The 19,003-nt window shown below is 70.8% G+C and carries 16 protein-coding genes; 5 read left to right on the forward strand and 11 right to left on the reverse strand.

What is annotated here, in order from left to right; genetic code table 11:
• Nucleotides 1-9: 9 nt before the first annotated feature.
• From RL72_RS03495 to RL72_RS03530, 8 genes are all read right to left on the reverse strand, one after another.
• Nucleotides 10-1,656 carry an FAD-dependent monooxygenase gene (locus RL72_RS03495; RefSeq protein WP_045249427.1) on the reverse strand — a complete coding sequence of 549 codons (1,647 nt, stop codon included), beginning with the start codon at nt 1,654-1,656 and terminating at the stop codon, nt 10-12.
• Nucleotides 1,653-2,315, reverse strand: a complete 663-nt coding sequence (locus RL72_RS03500; RefSeq protein WP_248700363.1) for a 4-carboxy-4-hydroxy-2-oxoadipate aldolase/oxaloacetate decarboxylase — start codon at nt 2,313-2,315, stop codon at nt 1,653-1,655. The genes RL72_RS03495 and RL72_RS03500 overlap by 4 nt, the downstream gene beginning before the upstream one ends.
• The gene (locus RL72_RS03505) at nt 2,312-2,965 is read right to left on the reverse strand and encodes an RraA family protein (protein ID WP_045249428.1); all 654 of its coding nucleotides are present in this window, start codon (nt 2,963-2,965) and stop codon (nt 2,312-2,314) included. The genes RL72_RS03500 and RL72_RS03505 overlap by 4 nt, the downstream gene beginning before the upstream one ends.
• Nucleotides 2,962-3,633: an RraA family protein gene (locus tag RL72_RS03510; RefSeq protein WP_052674160.1), complete on the reverse strand. Its 672-nt coding sequence runs from the start codon at nt 3,631-3,633 to the stop codon at nt 2,962-2,964. The genes RL72_RS03505 and RL72_RS03510 overlap by 4 nt, the downstream gene beginning before the upstream one ends.
• Nucleotides 3,633-4,652: a DODA-type extradiol aromatic ring-opening family dioxygenase gene (locus RL72_RS03515; protein WP_045249429.1), complete on the reverse strand. Its 1,020-nt coding sequence runs from the start codon at nt 4,650-4,652 to the stop codon at nt 3,633-3,635. The genes RL72_RS03510 and RL72_RS03515 overlap by 1 nt, the downstream gene beginning before the upstream one ends.
• A gap of 34 nt (nt 4,653-4,686) precedes the next feature.
• Entirely contained in the window at nt 4,687-5,688 is a 1,002-nt protein-coding gene (locus tag RL72_RS03520) for an amidohydrolase family protein (RefSeq protein ID WP_045249430.1), read from the reverse strand.
• A 181-nt stretch (nt 5,689-5,869) separates the two neighbouring features.
• Nucleotides 5,870-7,750, reverse strand: a complete 1,881-nt coding sequence (locus tag RL72_RS03525) for an FAD-dependent monooxygenase (RefSeq protein ID WP_052674161.1) — start codon at nt 7,748-7,750, stop codon at nt 5,870-5,872.
• Nucleotides 7,751-7,939: 189 nt separating this feature from the next.
• Nucleotides 7,940-9,388, reverse strand: a complete 1,449-nt coding sequence (locus tag RL72_RS03530; protein WP_045249431.1) for an aldehyde dehydrogenase family protein — start codon at nt 9,386-9,388, stop codon at nt 7,940-7,942.
• Nucleotides 9,389-9,747: 359 nt separating this feature from the next.
• On the opposite strand from RL72_RS03530, the gene RL72_RS03535 reads away from it, so the two are divergent.
• Entirely contained in the window at nt 9,748-10,005 is a 258-nt protein-coding gene (locus tag RL72_RS03535; protein WP_045249432.1) for a hypothetical protein, read from the forward strand.
• Between the two features lie 132 nt (nt 10,006-10,137).
• On the opposite strand, the gene RL72_RS03540 is transcribed toward RL72_RS03535, so the two are convergent.
• Nucleotides 10,138-12,660 carry an ATP-dependent Clp protease ATP-binding subunit gene (locus RL72_RS03540; RefSeq protein ID WP_045249433.1) on the reverse strand — a complete coding sequence of 841 codons (2,523 nt, stop codon included), beginning with the start codon at nt 12,658-12,660 and terminating at the stop codon, nt 10,138-10,140.
• A 337-nt stretch (nt 12,661-12,997) separates the two neighbouring features.
• Complete coding sequence (locus RL72_RS03545) at nt 12,998-13,372, reverse strand: YbjQ family protein (protein ID WP_045249434.1); 375 nt, start codon at nt 13,370-13,372, stop codon at nt 12,998-13,000.
• A gap of 128 nt (nt 13,373-13,500) precedes the next feature.
• On the opposite strand from RL72_RS03545, the gene RL72_RS03550 reads away from it, so the two are divergent.
• Nucleotides 13,501-14,751, forward strand: coding sequence for an LCP family protein (locus RL72_RS03550; RefSeq protein ID WP_248700364.1), 1,251 nt, complete (start codon nt 13,501-13,503; stop codon nt 14,749-14,751).
• A 21-nt stretch (nt 14,752-14,772) separates the two neighbouring features.
• Here RL72_RS03550 and RL72_RS03555 read toward each other — a convergent pair whose 3' ends face one another.
• On the reverse strand, nt 14,773-15,363 hold the full coding sequence (locus RL72_RS03555) for a hypothetical protein (protein WP_045249435.1): 591 nt from the start codon (nt 15,361-15,363) through the stop codon (nt 14,773-14,775).
• 244 nt (nt 15,364-15,607) lie between these two features.
• Here RL72_RS03555 and RL72_RS03560 point away from each other — a divergent pair, with 244 nt between their 5' ends.
• The 3 genes from RL72_RS03560 to RL72_RS03570 all read left to right on the forward strand — a co-directional run bounded on the left by RL72_RS03560 (nt 15,608) and on the right by RL72_RS03570 (nt 18,795).
• Nucleotides 15,608-16,315 (forward strand): hypothetical protein, encoded by a 708-nt coding sequence (locus RL72_RS03560; protein ID WP_156156682.1) that lies wholly within the window; start codon nt 15,608-15,610, stop codon nt 16,313-16,315.
• A gap of 108 nt (nt 16,316-16,423) precedes the next feature.
• Nucleotides 16,424-17,044 carry a VOC family protein gene (locus tag RL72_RS03565; RefSeq protein WP_045249437.1) on the forward strand — a complete coding sequence of 207 codons (621 nt, stop codon included), beginning with the start codon at nt 16,424-16,426 and terminating at the stop codon, nt 17,042-17,044.
• Nucleotides 17,045-17,361: 317 nt separating this feature from the next.
• Complete coding sequence (locus tag RL72_RS03570) at nt 17,362-18,795, forward strand: dicarboxylate/amino acid:cation symporter (protein ID WP_082072019.1); 1,434 nt, start codon at nt 17,362-17,364, stop codon at nt 18,793-18,795.
• Nucleotides 18,796-19,003 lie beyond the last annotated feature (208 nt).

A 19,003-nucleotide genomic window follows, 5' to 3' on the forward strand; every position in this document is an offset into this window, starting at 1 on the left:
CGCGCCCGATCAGGCGGCCCCGCGGAGCAGCTCCCAGAGCGCGGCGGCCTCCGGAGCGGTCGGGGCGGCGCCGCGCCAGACCACGGTCTGGTCCTGCCGGACGAGGGTGATCGGCTGGTCGTACTCCGCCGGGAGCCCTTCCGCGACCTCGACCGCGGCGAACGGGATCCCGCGCAGCTCGGCGGCCGCGGCGAGCACCGCGACGGGCACGCCCGGCGCGCAGACCGCCGTGTATCCCGCGGAGAGCCGATCGTAGAGCGAGGTCCCGTCAGCGAGGCGGAAGTGCGGCGCACGGCAGCCCGGGACGGTCGAGGGCGTGTACGAGCCCATCGTGTAGCCGGGCGCCGTGCCGCCGTCGTAGTGGATGATCGGCGAGGCGTCGTAGCTGTAGCCGTAGTTGAGGCCCGCCGCGGCGAACTGCGGCTCGTTGAGATCGTGCACGGCCGCGCCGAACACGCGACGCGCCTCCTCCCCCGCGGGCCCGTCGTCCTCGAGCGCCGCGGGCAGCCCGGGCTTGGCGAGCTTCTGCTGGTGGCTCATCGCGAAGTGCGAGACCTGCTCCGTGATCGGTCGCCGCTCGGCCTGGTACGCGTCCAGGATCCGCTCGTCCGCCCAGCCGGCGATCCTCGCGCCGATCAGCCAGGTGAGGTTCAGCACGTCTGCGATGCCCGCGTTCATGCCGAACCCGGCGAACGGCACCCAGAGGTGGCACGCGTCGCCCGCGATGAACACTCGGCCGTCGCGGAAGCGGTCGGCCAGCAGGCGGCGCGCGACCCAGTCCTCCTTCGAGACGACCTCGTAGGAGAAGCTCTCGTCGACGCCGAGGATCGCGCGGATCGCGGAATCGCGATCGACGGATCCGGGATCCTGCGCCTCCTGGGGCGAGAGGTAGGTGTGCACGAGGAACGTGCCGGCCCCGTCGATCGCGTAGACGTGCCCCACCCGACGCGGGTTGAACGTGTAGTAGCCCCAGGCGCGGGGCTCGTCAGCCGACATGAGCCCGTAGAGGTGCGGGGCGCGGATGCACGTCGACTGCACGTGCTGCAGCACCGGGTCGCCGCTGAGCTTGGCGCCGAGCTGCTTGCGCACGGCCGAGCGTCCGCCGTCCGCGCCGATCAGGTAGCGGGCGCGCAGGGTGCGCTCGTTCTCGCCGTCGAGGTCGCTGATCGTCGCGGTCACGCCGTCCGCGTCCTGTGCGAAGGAGTGGAACCGGGTGCGGTTGAGGAGCGTCACGCCGGGCGCCGCCGCCGCGCGCCGGGCGAGGATCGGCTCCAGGAACGTCTGGTTGATGCGGTGCGGCGGCTCGGGCGTCGCCCAGGTCGTGTCCGGTCCGTCCGTCGCGGTGTACCGCTCGCCGCTCGCCGGGATCGGGATCCGGGACAGCTCGCGCCCGGTGAGGGAGGTACGGAACGCCACGTCCTGCGGGTAGTCGGCGGGCAGCCCCGCGGCGCGCACCTCGGCCGCGATCCCGAGCCGGCGCAGGCTCTCCATGGTGCGGGAGGCGACGTGGTTGCACTTCACGTTCGGCGGCTCGAGGAACTCGCGCGTCTCGACCACGATCGTCGAGATCCCGCGGGAGGACAGGTCGAGCGCGGCGAGCAGGCCGACCGGGCCCGCTCCGATGATGAGGACGTCGGCGTCCGGCGTGCCGGTCATCGTGCTCCGTTCGGGTCGGCCGCCGGACGGATCGGATCACCGAGGCGGCGGAAGTCGTAGAGGTCGAGGGTGAGTTCCCCCGCGCGCAGGCGCGCCATGTACGCGTCCTCCTTCGCCGCGCGGGCACGGGCGGCCTCCAGGATGCGGTCGACGTCGCCGGAGGGGAGGATCGCGACGCCGTCCCGGTCCGCGACGACCAGGTCGCCGGCGTTCACGACCCGGCCGCGCAGGGTGATCGGGATCCCGATCGTGCCGGGCCACTGCTTGATCGTGCCGCGGATGGAGATCGAGGTGCTGAACGCGCCGAAGCCGAGCTCGCGCAGCTGCGCGGTGTCGCGCACGCCGCCGTCGATCACGAGGCCCGCGATGCCGCGCGCCTGCGCGGCCGCCGCCATGACCTCGCCCCAGTAGCCGAAGGGCGCTCCGCCGCCGTCGACGACGAGCACGTCGCCGGGGCCGGCCGCCTCGAGGCCGTGGTGCAGGGCGAGGTTGTCCCCCGCCTGCGCCGCCACCGGCACAGCGCGGCCGACGATCTCCGCACCGTCCCAGGCCGGGCGGAACGCCGCGTCGAGGAAGCAGTCCTGCCCGGAGGCCTCGTACAGCGTCGCGCTGCCGAGCCGCAGCAGCTCCGCGGCGTCGATCGGATCCGCGCCGCTCACGCCTCGGCCCGCTGCAGGTCGTGGTAGCCGTAGCGCGCGCGGGCCTCCGCGATCGACGCGCCGGCGAGCGCCGCGGCGAGGATCGACTCCTCGCGGGCGTGGATCGTCTCCGCGACCTCGAGCACCTCGGCCTCGCAGTCCTGCGGGATCACGACGACCCCGTCGGAGTCGCCGAGCAGGATGTCGCCCGGCCGCACGGTGACGCCGCCGATCGTGACCGGCCCCTGCTCCTCGGCGACCTCGACCCTGTCCTTGCCGGTGCGCATGAAGCGCCCGCGACTGTAGATCGGGTACCCGATCGACAGGGCGCGGTGCGTGTCGCGGCACACGCCTTCGATCACGGTGCCGGCGATCCCCCGGTGGTGCGCGACGGCGGTGAGGATGTCCCCCCACACCGTGCAGTCCACGCGGGCGTCGTTGTCGAGCACGACCACCTGCCCCGGCTCGACCTGGTCGATGAAGTCCCCGACCGTGCCGGCCGGCACCTGGGCGCTGACGTAGCGGACGGTGAAGGCGCGGCCGACCATGCGCTGGCCGTCGGCCAGCGGCGCGAGGCCGAGCAGGCTTCCGGGGCGACGCAGCTTGTCGAGCGCGTCCGAGACGGTGGCGGTGCCGAGCTCCCGGAAGCGCTCGATGAGGGGATCCGTCATGGCTTCTGCTCCTCTGCGGTGACGGTGGGGAACTGGGAGTCGTGCATGACCTCGCTCACGTCCCGGCCCGCACGCACGGCCTCCGCCATGCGCTCCTCCCGGTCCGCGATGCGGCGGGCGAGGCCCACCACGCGCTCGGCCTGGTCGGCGGCGACGAAGACGACGCCGTTGACGTCCGCGATCACGTAGTCGTAGGAGGCGACCGGTACTCCCGCGACCTGGATCCGCTCGTCCGCCGCCTGCTGCACGATCCGGCCGCGCGCGCTCACGGGCACGGCCGCGCGGGCGTACAGGGGCAGGCCGAGCGCGGCGCTCTCCTGCACGTCGCGGCACGCGCCGTCGACGATCACGCCGACCACGCCGCGGCGCGCGGCCGCCTCGGCGAGCAGGCCGCCCCAGCACGACACGTCGGTGCGGCCGTGGTTGTCGATCACGACGACGTCGTCGGGCTCGGCGACGGCGACGAGCGGCGTCGCGATGTGCGTCGCCGGACCGGCCGCCGCCTTGGGCGCCGCCGTGACCGTGCGCACCCGGCCCGCGGTCACGCCGGTCGACGGCCAGCGCGGCGACAGGGCCGTGACGGCGCCCGGGAGGCCGAGCGTGTCCAGCGCATCCGACACCGCGCAGCTGTCCAGCTCGCGCAGCGCCGCGACGATCGGATCGGTCATCAGGGGGTCCGCTCCCAGGTGAGGAAGCCCATCGCGTTGCCGGTGCCGGCCTCGGTGCGGTAGCACGGCTCGTAGTCGACGTTCGTGACGCTGAGTCCGACCTCGTCGGCGATGCCGGCGACCGCGATCCAGTTGCGCAGCTCGGAGGCGCCCGACATCATCTCGCCCGCGGGGACCGACGAGAGGTACTCGGCGTCGTGATCCTTCATCGCCTGGATGAACTCGGAGTCGAGCTTCTCGTCGATGACGAAGTGGCTGAGGCCGCCGGAGGCGACGACGCCGACGCGCAGGTCGCCGGGGAACGACTGGATCGCACGACCCACCGCACGTCCGAAGTCGTAGCAGCGCTTGGCGCTCGGCGGGTTCGGCTCCCAGAACGTGTTGATGAAGATCGGCACCATCGGGATCGTCGACTCCTGGCCGAGGAACCGCTGGTAGATGAAGCCGAAGCCATGCGGGATCGTGTGGTTCTCGTAGCGTCCCGCCGGGATGATCTCCGTCGCGCCGGTGTCGAAGTCGTCCGCCTGGGTCGACTGGATGATGTGCTTTCCGAGCGCGCGGTGCGTGGGGCGCATGACCGTTCGATCGGGCACATCCCCCATCGCGGCCTCGGCGAGGCCGGGCGCCATCTCGTCCAGCTGCGCCCGCGTGTACGGCACGTGCGCGACCTCGTCCCCCCAGAACACCGAGAACGGCGCGAGCCACTCGTCGCCGTAGGTCTCCTTGTGGTCGCTCGAGATGATGACGAGCACGTCCACGTCCTGGTCGGCGATGAAGCGCGAGAGCGAGTCCATCGACGCCTGGCAGCTGTCCCAGCGGCGCTGCATGACGTCGTGCGTGATCTCGGCGGAGAAGTCCTCGCGGAGGGCCTTGAGCTCCTCGAACGAGTAGGTGCCCCCGCGGAACTTCAGGCCTTTGCTGCGACGGTCGGCGACGCCGCGCGTCTCCCAGGCCTCGGGCGGCGCTGCCTTGAGCTGCGGGCCGTGCGAGGTGCCGAATCCGGCGACGATCTCGGTCATGATGGATCCTTTCTCGGAATGCGGGACGCGGCTGTCAGAGACGGAAGAGGGCGCGCGCGTTGTTCTCGAGCACGTCGGCGCGACGATCGTCGTCGAGCCACTCGATGTCGTCGATGAGCAGGTGGATGTCGTCGAACCAGCGCCCGGTCGCCGGGTCGATCTGCGATCCGGTGCCGGGCTTCTCGGATCCGAAGAGCACGCGGTCGGTGCCGACCGCCTTGAGCAGCAGCTCGAGACTCTCCTGCGTGTAGAGGCAGGAGTCGAAGTGGAAGTTGCGCAGCTTGTCGAGGTAGGAGACGCCGGTGCGCACGACCGAGGGCAGGAACCGGCCCATCTGGTACGGGATCGACCCGCCGCCGTGCGCGACGACGACCTTGAGGTCCGGGAAGTCGGCGAAGACGTTCGCCTGGATCATGCTCCAGACCGAGACCGTCTCCTCCTGGATGAAGTGGAGGCTGTACGGCTCGCGGGAGGGGAACTTGCATCCCGCGGAGTGCAGCAGCATCGGCACGTCGAGCTCGCAGAGCGCCTCGTAGAGCGGGTACCAGTAGCGCTCGCCCATCGCGGGCGGCACCTCGGTGCCCTCGTAGGGGTCGGAGTTGACCATCGCCCCGACGAACCCGAGCTCCGTGACGGCACGGCGCAGCTCGGGCAGCCACTGCTCGACGCTCAGGTACGGGCTCTGCGGGATCCCGGCGACGCCCCGGAAACGACCGGGGAAGAGCTCGGTCGCGCGGTGGATGAGGTTGTTGGTCTCGGCCGTGAACCACTCGACGATCTTCGTCGGGCGCTCGGAGTGCATCGCGTGGAACGGGCGCGGGGAGAGCAGCTGCAGATCGATCCCCGCGCCGTCGATGTGATCGAGGTGCGAGATGTTCCCGAAGCTCGGATGCGGCGCGTTGTACGAGGCGATGAGGGCATCGTCGCTGATGACCGGGGGCTTGCCGCCGTGCGAGCCGCGCGCAGCGAGGAGCGAGGCCTTCCACGCGTAGTACGCGTCCGGCGCGGACATGTGGCCGTGGACATCGATGATCACGGGGGCTCCTTCTGAGTCTTCTGCGGTCCGGAGGGCCGGGGCTTCGTCGCTGTCTCGACGTTATGAGAGGCCCGATCCGGGCGGATCGGCGGGCTGCGGGAAACTCCGCCGGGCGGATCCGACACGGTGTCCGAATCGGATCCGCCCACGGTGCGGCCCTTCGGGCGCCGCGGCCCTGAGGTCACTGCACGAGCACGCTGGCGGCGGCACGGATGCGCTTCAGGAACGGCTCCGCGGGGTCCTCGGCGGGGAGGTCGCCGCCGCGCAGGATGATCGCGAGCACGTCGTCGAGCACCATCGACGGGTCCTCGGGCATGCCCGCCGACCGCCACGCGACCTTGCGGTCGGGGCGCACGAGCAGCGCGCCGTCGCCGCCGATCTCGCGCGCGCCCTGCCACGCGCCGTCGGAATCGTCGATCGCGACGACCGTGACCGGCAGGGCGCCGCCGACGAGGTCGATCGCCTCCTGCCACCGACCCGCGGCGGACGCCGAGGTGAGCAGGGTCAGCCCGACTCGCTCGACGAGGTCATGCGAGGACACCGCGCCGCCGTCGTCCGCCGTGCGGCTCGCCAGCCAGACGTGGGGCAGATGATGCCCCGGCCTCGACGTCGCCTGGAAGTCGGTGGGGTCGGCGGGATCGCCCGGAACCGGAGTGCCGTCCGGCACCAGAGCGCCCGCCTCGTAGTGGAACCCGGCCTCGACGCCGAGCTGGCTGTAGTCGTGCGCATTGTGCGCGACCTCGGCCTCGACGCGGGCGCGCATCGCCTCCCCCTCGGGCGTCTCGCTCACGAACACCTCGAGGTTGCGGAACCCCTCTGCCTCGTCCTCGCTGAAGCCGAGCGCCGCAGCGATCGGGGGGTGCCGGTTCGCGTTCTCGAGGGAATGCGCGGTGTACCAGGCCACGATCGGCCGGCGCTCGGCCTGATAACTGTCCAGCAGCGCATCGGGCGCCTGACCGTCCAGCACCGCAGCGAGCTTCCAGCACAGGTTCTGCGCGTCCTGGATGCCGCTGTTCAGACCCAGGCCGCCCGTGGGCGGGTGTTTGTGGGCCGCATCGCCCGCGAGGAATACGCGACCGGTGCGGAACCGCTTCGCGACGAGGCCGTTGTACGTCCAGCGCGTCATCGAGTGCATCGTGATCCCGTGGTCCTCGGCGAGACCGAGCATGCGGCGGATCGAGTCGAAGAGCGCCTGCTCGTCGTCCGGGTCGCCCTCGACCATCCAGCCGGCGACCGACACCAGCCATTCCTCGGAGTCGCGGTCGTAGTGCGTGGGGCCGAGCGCCTGGATCGTGCCGCGCCGGCGCGCGCCACCCGCCGGGTGCAGGAAGTGGCCGAGCAGCGCGTCCGGCTCCGGCCATGCCGACAGGTTGAGGCTGACGTGGTAGTTGACCACCTCGCGCATGTCCCGCGGTCCCTCCAGCTCTACCCCGAGCAGCGCGGCGCTGTCGCGTCCGCCGTCGGCCGCGATCACATAGCGGGCGCGCACCTCGCGGACCTCGCCCGAGACCACGTCGCGGATCTCGACGGTCGCGGACTCCGCGTCCTGACGGATGCCGATGACCTCCTGCTTCGCGCGGATCCTGCCGGGTGCCGCGGCGACCGCGTGGCTGTGGATGAGGGGATCGAGCCGCAGCTGGGGCATGTTCGCGAACGCCCGCGGACTCGAGGCGCGATAGCGCTCCGCGTCGGGCCCGCCGCCCCACGCCGGCACCTCTCCGATCTTGAGCCCGTCGAAGCGCCCGGGCCCGGTCGCGGTCGTGTACCAGACCGCCTTGCGCCAGCGGTCGTGTGTGGGAGTCGCCGCATAGATGTCGTCCGCGACGCCCATGTCGTGGAACGCCTCCATCGTCCGCGGGTTGAGCAGGTGCGCGCGGGGGAAGCGGAACACGAAGTCGCGTCGCTCGACGAGCAGCACGTCGATCCCGCGCTGGGCGAGCAGGATCGCGCAGCTCATGCCGACCGGCCCGCCGCCCATGACGAGGACCTCGACGGCCTCGGGCCACTCGTCCTCGCCGAGCGGCGGCAGGGGGGCGCGGGGGCTCTTCACGGATGCGGTCACGGATTCCTCCTCGAATGCGGAATCCCAGGCTAGGGACGGGCCGGAACGCGACGATACGTGCCGAGAGCGCGAAAGTCGGCCGCCGATTCCGACACGATGTCGCATCCCGTCGCGGCATCCGGGCACGACGAAGGAGGACGTGCCGTCCCCCTCGGAGCAGCACGCCCTCTTCCGCCCGCGGGCCGGCTCTCAGCCCGAGATCGTGGGGACGGTCACCCACTGCCAGTAGGTGAACTCGTCCAGGTTCCAATGGCCGCCGTGACGGCCGCCGTTGCCGGAGGCGCCGATCCCTCCCATCGGGATGTGCGCGGCGTCGTAGATCGTCTGCCCGTTGACGGCCACCATCCCGGCCCGCAGCCGCGCGGCGAAGCCGAGCGCACGGGCGACGTCGCGCGTGTGGATCGCCGCAGTGAGGCCGTAGTCGCTCGCGTTGGCCAGCACCAGGGCCTCCTCCTCGGTGCGGAACCGGGTGACCGGGGCGACGGGGCCGAAGATCTCCGCACGGAAGGCCGCGTTGTCCGGGTCCACCCGGTCCAGCACGGTCGGTGCGTAGAACAGCCCGTCGTGGGCGCCGCCGTGCACGACGAGTGCGCCGTCGGCGATCGCCGCCTGGACGATGCCGTGCACGCGCTCGGTCTGCGCGGCGGTGATGAGCGGTCCGAGCGTCGTGCCCGGAGCGAGCGGATCGCCGGGCACCAGGGCCGCCGCGGCGGCGCGCAGTCGCTCGACGTACGCGTCGGCGATGCTCTCGTGCACGAGATGACGTCCCGTGGCCATGCAGATCTGCCCCTGATGCCGGAAGGATCCGGCGACTCCGGCGGCGACGGCCCGGTCCAGGTCCGCGTCCGCCATGACGACGAAGGCGTTGTTGCCGCCGAGCTCGAGCACCACGCGCTTGAGCAGCCCGCCCGCGACCTCGCCGACCCGGCGGCCGGCGGCGGACGAGCCGGTGAAGGAGATCACGGTCGTGTGCGGCGAGCGCACCACGGCCTCGCCGGTCTCGGGGCCGCCGGGGAGCACGTGCAGCACGCCGTCGGGGAGTCCCGCACGACGGAAGACCTCGGCGATCGCGGCGCCGCCGGAGAACGCGGTCTTCACATCGGGCTTGAGCAGCACGGCGTTGCCGAGCGCGATCGCGGGGGCCACCGAGCGGATCGCGAGCATGAGCGGGGCGTTCCAGGGCGCGATGACGCCGACGACCCCGACGGGGATCCGCCGGGCCATCCCGATCGTCGAGGGATCCTCGACCGGCAGCAGGTCGCCCTGCGACATCGTCACGAGCCCGGCCGCCGCGACGAGCTCGTCGATGGCCTTGTCCACCTCGTGGGAGGCCTTGCCCGGCAGGGATCCGCTCTCCCGGATGAGGACATGCTCGACCTCCGCGCGGATCTGCCGCAGCGCGGCCGCCGCGCCCAGGAGCACGTCGGCGCGGGTGCGGTACGACGCGCGCCCCCACGCGGCCTGGGCCGCCGCGGCGCTCGCTCCCGCCCGCTCGACGTCGGACTCGTCGGCGAGGCCCGCGTGCGCCACGACGCCGCCGTCCCCGGGGGACACGATCGGGTGCGCGCCGCCGCCACCGGGACGCCAGCCGTCGGAGAAGATCAGCCCGTCGATGTCCTCGATGTCCCACCGTGCCATCGCCGTCTCCGTCCTCCTCGTCGAGTGCCGCCACGGCGATGGTATTCGACGCCCGGCCCCGCCCTCCCCGTCGTGGCGGCGCAAGGCGGGACGCTCGCCTCCGACACCGTGTCGTGCGGCGGTGGCTTCCGTGCTCGAACCGGTCGTCTGCGCCGATCGAACGGATCTGCTAGGCTGAGGAGTTGCGCGCCTGGCCTGCCGACGTCTCTTCGGTGCCGCGCCGCCCGGTCTCTGATCTTCGGAGGCCGCCCGCTCCGGACTGACATCCGCGACCCGCACCGATGCGCGGTCGCGCGCCCGGATCGGATCCGACACTTTCCCGGCTGCCGCGCGGCCGGAGCACACGAAGAAGCATCACCATGAACATCACCTGGAAACAGGCCGATCACGACGTCTACGTCGCGACCACGGACGGCGAGTACGCCGGCTTCGTGGCCGTCGACGGCACGACCCACGTCCTGCACGATCGGCACAGCCGCCGTCTCGGCAGCTACCCGTCCCTCTCCGCCGCGCGCAGCGCGCTGGAGGCCCTCGGTGCGCCCGCGTCCGCGGCGCAGCACCGCCCCCGCCGCTCCGCGCGGAGCCGTCGCCGCCCCTCCACCGCACGGAGCCGCTGACCGCCCGCGCGACGGCGCGTTCCACGGCCGATCCGAGGCTTCACGAGATGGATCACGGGTCCGTCTTCGCCGAGCACGCGAAAGGGGGCGAGTGCCGAAGCACTCGCCCCCTTTCGCGGGAACCGGATCCGCTCAGGCGCCGGCCGCCAGGTCGGGCGTGGTCGGGATGGTGCCCGCGGTGTTCACACCGACGGAGACCTTCTCGCTGCGGGCCGTGGTCGTGAAGACGAACTTGCCGTCCACCGCGTCCACGTGCACGTGGTCGCCGGGGTTGAGCTCGCCGTGCAGGATCTTCTCCGACAGCTGGTCCTCGACCTCGCGCTGCATCGCACGACGCAGCGGACGCGCACCGAGCGTCGGGTCGAAGCCCAGATCGATGAGCCGGTCCTTGGCGGCGTCCGTCAGCTCCACCGTCATGTCACGGTCGAGCAGGCGATCGGACAGGCGCTTCGTGAACAGGCCCACGATCTGGCGCAGCTCGTCCTTGTTCAGCTGCGGGAAGACGATGACGTCGTCGAGACGGTTCAGGAACTCGGGCTTGAAGTTGCGCTTGAGCTCCTCGTCCACCTTGCCCTTCATCCGCTCGTAGGTGCTCTGCGAGTTGCCCTCGATCTGGAAGCCGACCGGACCACCGGCGATCGCCGACGAGCCGAGGTTCGTCGTCATGATGATCACGGTGTTCTTGAAGTCGATCACGCGACCCTGACCGTCGGTGAGACGGCCCTCCTCGAGGATCTGCAGGAGCGAGTTGAAGATGTCCGGGTGGGCCTTCTCGATCTCGTCGAACAGCACCACGGAGAACGGCTTGCGGCGCACCTTCTCGGTGAGCTGGCCGCCCTCTTCGAAGCCGACGAACCCGGGAGGGGCACCGAACAGCCGCGAGACGGTGTGCTTCTCGCCGAACTCGCTCATGTCGAGCGAGATGAGCGCACCCTCGTCGTCGAACAGGAACTCGGCGAGCGCCTTGGCGAGCTCGGTCTTTCCGACGCCCGTGGGGCCGGCGAAGATGAACGAGCCCGAGGGACGCTTCGGGTCCTTGAGGCCTGCACGCTGACGACGGATCGTCTTGGACAGGGCGGCGATCGCCTCCTCCTGGCCGATGACGCGCTGGTGCAGCGCCTTCTCCATGAAGACGAGACGGCTGGACTCCTCCTCGGTGAGCTTGAACACCGGGATTCCCGTGGCCTGGGCCAGGACCTCGGCGATCAGGCCCTCGTCGACGACCGCGTTGGTCGCGACGTCGCCCGAGCGCCACTGCTTCTCCAGGCGCAGCCGCTCGGCGAGCAGCTCCTTCTCCTGGTCGCGCAGGGCGGCGGCCTTCTCGAAGTCCTGCTCCTCGGAGGCCTGCTCCTTCTCCTCGCGCACCTTCGCGATCTTGTCGTCGAACTCGCGCAGCTCCGGCGGCGACGACAGGATCGACAGCCGCAGGCGGGCGCCGGCCTCGTCGATCAGGTCGATGGCCTTGTCCGGAAGGAAGCGGTCCGACACGTAGCGGTCGGCGAGGTTCGCCGCGGCCACGAGGGCGCCGTCGGTGATCTGCACCTTGTGGTGCGCCTCGTAGCGGTCGCGCAGACCCTTCAGGATGTTGATCGCGTGCGGCAGGCTCGGCTCGTTCACCTGGATCGGCTGGAACCGGCGCTCCAGCGCCGCGTCCTTCTCGAAGTGCTTGCGGTACTCGTCGAGCGTGGTCGCACCGATCGTCTGCAGCTCGCCGCGAGCGAGCAGCGGCTTCAGGATCGATGCGGCGTCGATCGCGCCCTCGGCGGCACCGGCACCCACGAGGGTGTGGATCTCGTCGATGAAGACGATGATGTCGCCGCGGGTGCGGATCTCCTTGGTGACCTTCTTCAGGCGCTCCTCGAAGTCTCCGCGGTACCGGGAACCCGCGATGAGGGATCCGAGGTCCAGCGAGTAGAGCTGCTTGTCCTTCAGCGTCTCGGGCACGTCGCCCTTGACGATCGCCTGGGCCAGCCCCTCGACGACGGCGGTCTTGCCGACGCCGGGCTCGCCGATCAGCACCGGGTTGTTCTTCGAGCGGCGGGAGAGGATCTGCATGACCCGCTCGATCTCCTTCTCGCGCCCGATCACCGGGTCGAGCTTGTTCTCGCGCGCGGCCTGCGTGAGGTTGCGGCCGAACTGGTCGAGGACCTGCGAGCCCTGCGCCGACTGCTGGCTGCTGTCGTGCGCGGCGCCGGAGACGGCGGCCGGCTCGCGGCCCGGGGATCCCGAGAGCATCTGGATGACCTGCTGGCGCACCTTGTTCAGGTCGGCGCCGAGCTTGACGAGCACCTGGGCGGCGACGCCCTCGCCCTCGCGGATGAGGCCGAGGAGGATGTGCTCCGTGCCGATGTAGTTGTGACCGAGCTGCAGCGCCTCGCGCAGGCTCAGCTCGAGCACCTTCTTGGCGCGCGGGGTGAAGGGGATGTGGCCGGTCGGCTGCTGCTGACCCTGGCCGATGATGTCCTGCACCTGCTCACGCACGGACTCGAGGGAGATGCCGAGCGACTCCAGGGCCTTGGCAGCCGCACCCTCGCCCTCGTGGATGAGGCCGAGGAGGATGTGCTCGGTGCCGATGTAGTTGTGGTTGAGCATCTTCGCCTCTTCCTGGGCGAGGACGACGACACGACGGGCTCGGTCTGTGAATCTCTCGAACATGTCACTCCTTGTTCGTTGCCCGGGATGCGGGCGATGGCACAGTTCGTGCCGGATACATCGAGAGTAACGACCGCACGGAAGACGTATGCCGTTGTTCGCCGTGGGCTGACCCTGTGACGCGGCGTGACGACCGCACGCGACGGCAGACCCGGAATGCCGGATCCGTCTCCCTCCCCTGGCCGCCTCTCCCTCCCCGCACATGCGCACATGCGGGGAGGGAAAGCGGGCGCAGGGAGGGAAACGAGCGATCCTCGGGCGAGATCACGCGTCGCGCGAACCCGGGGTGGTCGAGCGAGGGGTCAGGCGTCGGGCGACGGGTCAGGCGACGGGCGACGGGTCAGGCGACGGGCGGAGCCGGAGGCGCGGCGGGCTGCGCGGGAGCGGGAGCGGCGCCGGCGATCGGCTCGATGAGCACGGCGGTGCCGTAGGCGCACATCTCGCTGAAGCTCCCGAGCGAGCCGGAGTCGAAGCGCATCGCGATCACGGCGTTGGCGCCGCGCTGCACGGCCTCGGCCCACATCCGGTTCATCACCTCGTAGCGGCTCTCGTACATGAGCTTCGTGAACTCGGGGATCTCACCGCCGCCGAGGGCACGGAACCCGGCGGTGAAGCCCTGCCCGAAGTTGGTGGAACGCACGGTGAGGCCCATCACCTCGCCGAGCACCTGGGTCACGCGGTAGCCGGGAACGTCGTTGGTCGTCACCATGAACATGCGCTCATCGTGACACGTCGTGTGGATGCCGCGCATCCCCCGCTCCCGGAATCCGCACAGGTGGCCGACGGAGGATCGTCAGGGCCCCTGCGACGGGTCCTCGCCGACGACAGGAACGGATCCCGACGATGACGATGAGCCCCCAGCACGCCTCCCGGCGCCGCATGTACCGACGACGCCGCTGGCTCGTCGGGATCATCGCGGTGATCGTGCTCGCGCTCATCGCGGCCGCGGCGTTCGTCGTGATCACCTATGCGGACGCGAACAACGGGATCCGCCGCTCGTCGATCTCCGGCATGACCGGACCGAAGCAGAACACCGGCGAGTCGAACATCCTCATCATGGGGCTCGACAGCCGCGTGGACGTGAACGGCAAGCCGTTCCCGCAGGCGATCTACGACCAGATCCACGCCGAGGACGCGTCGGTCGGCGGCTACAACACCAACGTGCTGATGCTGATCCACATCCCGGCGAACGGCGGCAAGGCCGTCGGGATCTCGATCCCGCGCGACGACTACGTCGACTTCCCCGGCGCCCCCGGCGGCGTGGAGAAGGGCAAGATCAAGGAGGCGTACGGCGATGCCATGAACGCGTCCCTGCAGAAGCTCGCCGACGAGGGCGTGCCGGAGGCGGACGCCTACCAGCAGTCGCGCACGGCGGCACGGCAGAGCACCATCAAGACCGTGTCCGAGTTCCTCGGCGGGGTGCGCATCGACCACTTCGTCGAGGTCACCATGGCCGCGTTCTACGAGGTGGCCCAGGCGGTGCAGCCGATCACGGTGTGCCTGAACCATGCGACCGCCGACACGTTCTCGGGCGCCGACTTCCCGGCCGGCGTCCAGCAGCTTAACGCCGCGCAGTCGATGGCGTTCGTGCGGCAGCGTCGCGACACCACCTCGAGCGACTTCGACATGACCGACCTGGACCGCACCCGCCGCCAGCAGGCGTTCATGGTGTCGCTGGCCGTGAAGCTCAAGCAGGCGTCGACGTTCACCGACTTCGGCAAGCTGCAGAAGCTCATCGACGTCGCGAAGAAGGACGTGGCACTCGATTCGGATCTGGATCTGCTGTCGTTCGCGCAGCAGGCGCAGAGCCTGGCCGGCGGCAACATCTCGTTCGTGACGCTGCCGATCGACCACTTCGACACCGTCGACGGTCAGGACGTGAACATCGTCGACGTGGATGCGATCCGCGCGCAGGTGCACGACCTGCTGAACCCGCCGCCCCCGACCGCCGCGCCGTCCGCGTCGCCGTCGTCGTCTTCGGGGACGAAGGCCGGCTCCGGATCGACGGCGCCGTCGGCTCCGGCGACGCCGAACCCGGTCTACACGGACTCGTCGTCGCCGCTGCAGTCCGGCAACGTGCCCTGCGTGAACTGAGGCGGTCCGGTCGCACCGGGCCTACTGGACGTAAGGCACAGTCAGCACCGCATCCGCGAACCCGGGGGCCGTGAAGCGGATCGTGATCACGCCGTCCCAGAATGCGCTGCCGTTGTTCGGGGTCTCCGCACCGTACATGAAGCCGTTCGCGGTGGATCCGTCGTAGCTGGAGACGACGGGCGTCTGCGAGTTCCCGGCACCGATGACCGTCTGGAAGACGAAGACGCTGTGGAGCTGGTCGTCAGGGGCTCCGGTCGTGGTCGCCCACCCGACGATTCCGGCGTCGCCGCCGGGCACGTTGCCTTTGTACAGGTAGAGCCCCTGGGCGGCGGAGTTGGATCCGGTTCCCTGCCAGGTGATGGTCGCCGACACGGTCGTCGCCGTCGGCGCGGCCTGCGACAACTGGAGCACGCCGCTCAGGCGGAACTCCGAGCTCCACTGAGGGCCGGTGAAGGTGAGTGCGACGCCGGACGCGTCGATGGTGCCGCCGCTCGCCGCGCTGAACGGTACCGCGACTGCGGCGACCACCACGGGGGTGCTCCACGCCGCAGCGCGAAGCACGCCGCGTCGGGAGAGGGGGCTGCGATCGGTGCGTGCGGGTGCGTCGGTCATCGGAGTCCTCACTGCGACGGCGGGGCGGCCGTCGGATTCGGGCGCACGCAGCATCCTAGTGGCGCCGTCACCCACGCTTCGAGCAACGGTATCTCGATATATGCCAACACTGGCGGCCTCGACATGCGTCGCAGGCTTCGCTGCTCACCCGCTCCGGGCCGCCCGATCGGGACCCGGCTGATCCCGCGAATCGGGACTCCGACCCTCTGGCGCGGAGGCCGGCGCCCGCAGTACTTTGATCACCGTGAGCCGCGCCGCCCAGATCGCCACCGGAGTCGCGGCTGCGGCGGTCATCGCGGGCCTGGTCGCGCTCGCCTCTCCCGTTTTCAGCGCCTTGGGTGGTTCCGGGCACCACCCCATCGCACATGCCTTGTCGGTGAGGCCGAGCGCCGCGCCGATCGCCTCGCCCGCCCCGACGCCCACGACGGAGGAAGCCTCCGCCGGCTGCAGAGCGGAGGCATCCTTCAGTCTGCAAGGCGATGTCGCGCACCTGCTGAAGGCCGACGCGATCCAGGATCGAGGCTCTCGATGGGGTGCCCGCGGAGAGGTCCTCTCGAACGCGGCCGGGATCTTCTCCTATGTCGTCGCCCCGAACGACAACCTCGATTCGATCGAGACGCGCCTGTGCTTCGACGGGTGGTCTCTCGCACGGTTCAATCACGTGCTCGGCGCGGCGATCCAACCCGACGCTCATCTGATCCTCCGCCCCGACCCCGCGCTGCCCTGGATCGATTCGTACCACCCTTACGATGAGGTGCCGGGAGTCAGCGTCGTCGACTACACCGACGCCCTGTACGAGATGGGCGCCGCCGTGCGCACACAGGATCTGGACACCGCCCGCGCGATCTGGAGCAAGCTCGTCTCCGGACACGTCTCCCCCGCCGCCCAAGCCGCCGCGACGAAGGCGCTGGATGCGGGTGACTGGCCGGTGCTGGATCAGCTGTTCCCGTAGCACACGCGTCGCCCCTTGATCGGGCAGCCGATCGCGTGCGCGTGCACTCCCCCGCATCGAGCAGGAATCGAGAAGCGCCCCCGCGGGCCCGGATCCGAGACTCGAAGCATGAACATTCAGCGCATCACCCTCGAGACCACCTCCGACGCCGTGCCGGCGGCCGAGGCCTTCTACCGCGACGCCCTGGGGCTGGCGGAGCAGGTCACCGTCCGCGCGACCTCCGCACCGAGCACCGGCTTCCGCGGCTTCGCGCCGTCGCTCATCTTCGTGCAGCCGGGCGACGTCGACGAGGCCGTCGCGCGGGCGGTCGCCGCCGGTGCCGAGATCCTCAAGCCGGTCGTCAAGAGCCTCTGGGGCTACGGCGGCTCATTCCGGGCACCCGACGGCACCGCGTGGCAGATCGCCAGCGCGAACAAGACCGCCACAGCACCCGCCACCGGCGAGGTGGAGCGGCTCGTCCTGCTGCTCGGCGTCGACAGCGTCAAGGCCGGCAAGCGCTTCTACCAGGAGCAGGGCCTGACCGTCGCGAAGAGCTTCCCCTCCTACGTCGAGTTCGACTCCGGTGCTGTCACGCTCGCCCTCTACAAGCGCGCCTCGCTCGCCAAGCAGGTGGGCATCGATCCGAGCGGCAGCGGATCCCACCGGCTCGCGGTCGTGGCGGACCGGACCTTCACCGATCCCGACGGCTACGCGTGGATGACGGCGGAGAGCACCGTCAGCGCGGCGTGAACGCGGGACCCGGGACGGTCGGACCCGGGGGCGTCGGACCGGGTCGGGGCCGGACCGGGTCGGGGTCGGACCGGGAGGGCACCGCGTTTCGTCTCGCGCCGGCTTCGCCGGTGCTCGCTCAACGACCGGCGAGGAGAGCGCGGGCCGGGCCCTTCGACAGGCTCAGGGACCGGGGGCGCGTCATCGTTCGTCACACCGGGCGCGGAATATCGGCTGACTCATAGCGTTGAAGACATCCGGCGCCACGGCGCCGACGTCCCGGCGCGTCTCGCGCCCATCCTCCCGGCGCACCCCAGCGCACCGACTTGGAGTCTCTGATGAGCACAACCACCCCCGCGGCACGGCGCCCGAAGGCGCCCGACACGCGCGGCCCCGTCCGCAAGCTGCTGACCTCGTTCGGCTTCCAGATCATCGCCGCGCTCGTGCTCGGCATCGCCGTGGGTCTCATCGGCCGCCAGCTCGGCGCCACGCACGACAACCACACGGTGCTGTCCGACACGCTCGACAAGATCGGCGGCTCCTACGTCACGCTGCTGCGCGCGGCCGTGGTCCCTCTCATCTTCACCGCGATCGTCGCGAGCATCTCCAACCTGCGCCGGGTGCAGAACGCCGCGCGCCTGGCCGGGCAGACCCTGCTGTGGTTCGCGATCACCGCGTTCATCGCGGTGTCGATCGGCATCGTGCTCGGCATCACCATCCAGCCCGGCGCACACGCCGGCACGGACCTCGCCAAGGGCGCCCCGCCCACGGTCGGCACCTGGTGGAACTTCCTCCTCGGCCTCATCCCGCAGAACTTCCTGGGCCTCGCGGTCTCCACGAGCCCGGGCCCGGCCGAGGGCACCTTCGTCTCCGGCGTGAGCTTCAACATCCTCCAGGTCATCGTCGTCGCGGTGGCGGTCGGCATCGCCGCGCTCAAGGCCGGCCGAAAGGCCGAGCCGTTCCTCGCCTTCACGGAGTCCCTGCTCAAGGTCATCCAGCGCGTGCTGTGGTGGATCATCCGCATCGCCCCGCTCGGCACCTTCGGCCTCATCGGATCCGCCGTCATCAACTACGGCTGGGACAAGCTGACCTCGCTCGCGTGGTTCACCGGCGCCATCTACCTGGGCCTCGCCCTCGTGCTGTTCGTGGTCTACCCGATCCTCGTCAAGAGCCACGGGCTCTCGATCAAGCAGTACTTCTCCGGCGTGTGGCCCGCCGTGCAGCTGGCGTTCGTGAGCCGCAGCTCGATCGGCACGCTCCCCCTCACCGAGCGCGTGACCGAGCGCAACCTGGGCGTGCCCCGCGGCTACGCGTCGTTCGCGGTGCCGCTGGGCGCCACCACCAAGATGGACGGCTGCGCCGCGATCTACCCGGCCCTGGCCGCGATCTTCGTCGCCCAGTTCTTCCACATCGACCTGAGCATCATGCAGTACGTGCTGATCGTCATCGTCTCGGTGGTCGGATCCGCGGCGACCGCCGGGACCACCGGCGCGATCGTCATGCTGACCCTGACCCTGTCGACCCTGGGCCTGCCGCTCGAAGGCGTCGGTCTGCTGCTCGCGATCGACCCGATCCTCGACATGGGCCGCACCGCGGTCAACGTGGCCGGCCAGGCCCTGGTGCCGACGATCGTCGCCAAGCGCGAGGGCATCCTCGACCTGGACCTCTACAACGCCCCGCGCAACGGCCTGCCGTTCGCCGAGGACATCGAGGACGAGGCGCCCGAGTCCGTGGAGTCGAGCGCCGACGAGGCTGCGGTCTCGGCGCGCTGACGCTCCCCCTCCGTCACGCGGCCCCCGGATCCTGCGGATCCGGGGGCCTCGGTCGTGCGGGCATTCACCTCGTCACACTTCCATGAGCGGCACGTCGAGGTCGAACGCGAGCACGACGGCGCGCGAGCAGACGCTCCTGATCCTCGCCCAGATGGCCCAGCGTGCGCCCCAGGCGATCCACGGGAATGGTAGTTCGGTGCATCCCGTT

It is taken from the genome of Microbacterium azadirachtae, assembly GCF_000956545.1.
GTDB lineage: Bacteria > Actinomycetota > Actinomycetes > Actinomycetales > Microbacteriaceae > Microbacterium > Microbacterium azadirachtae.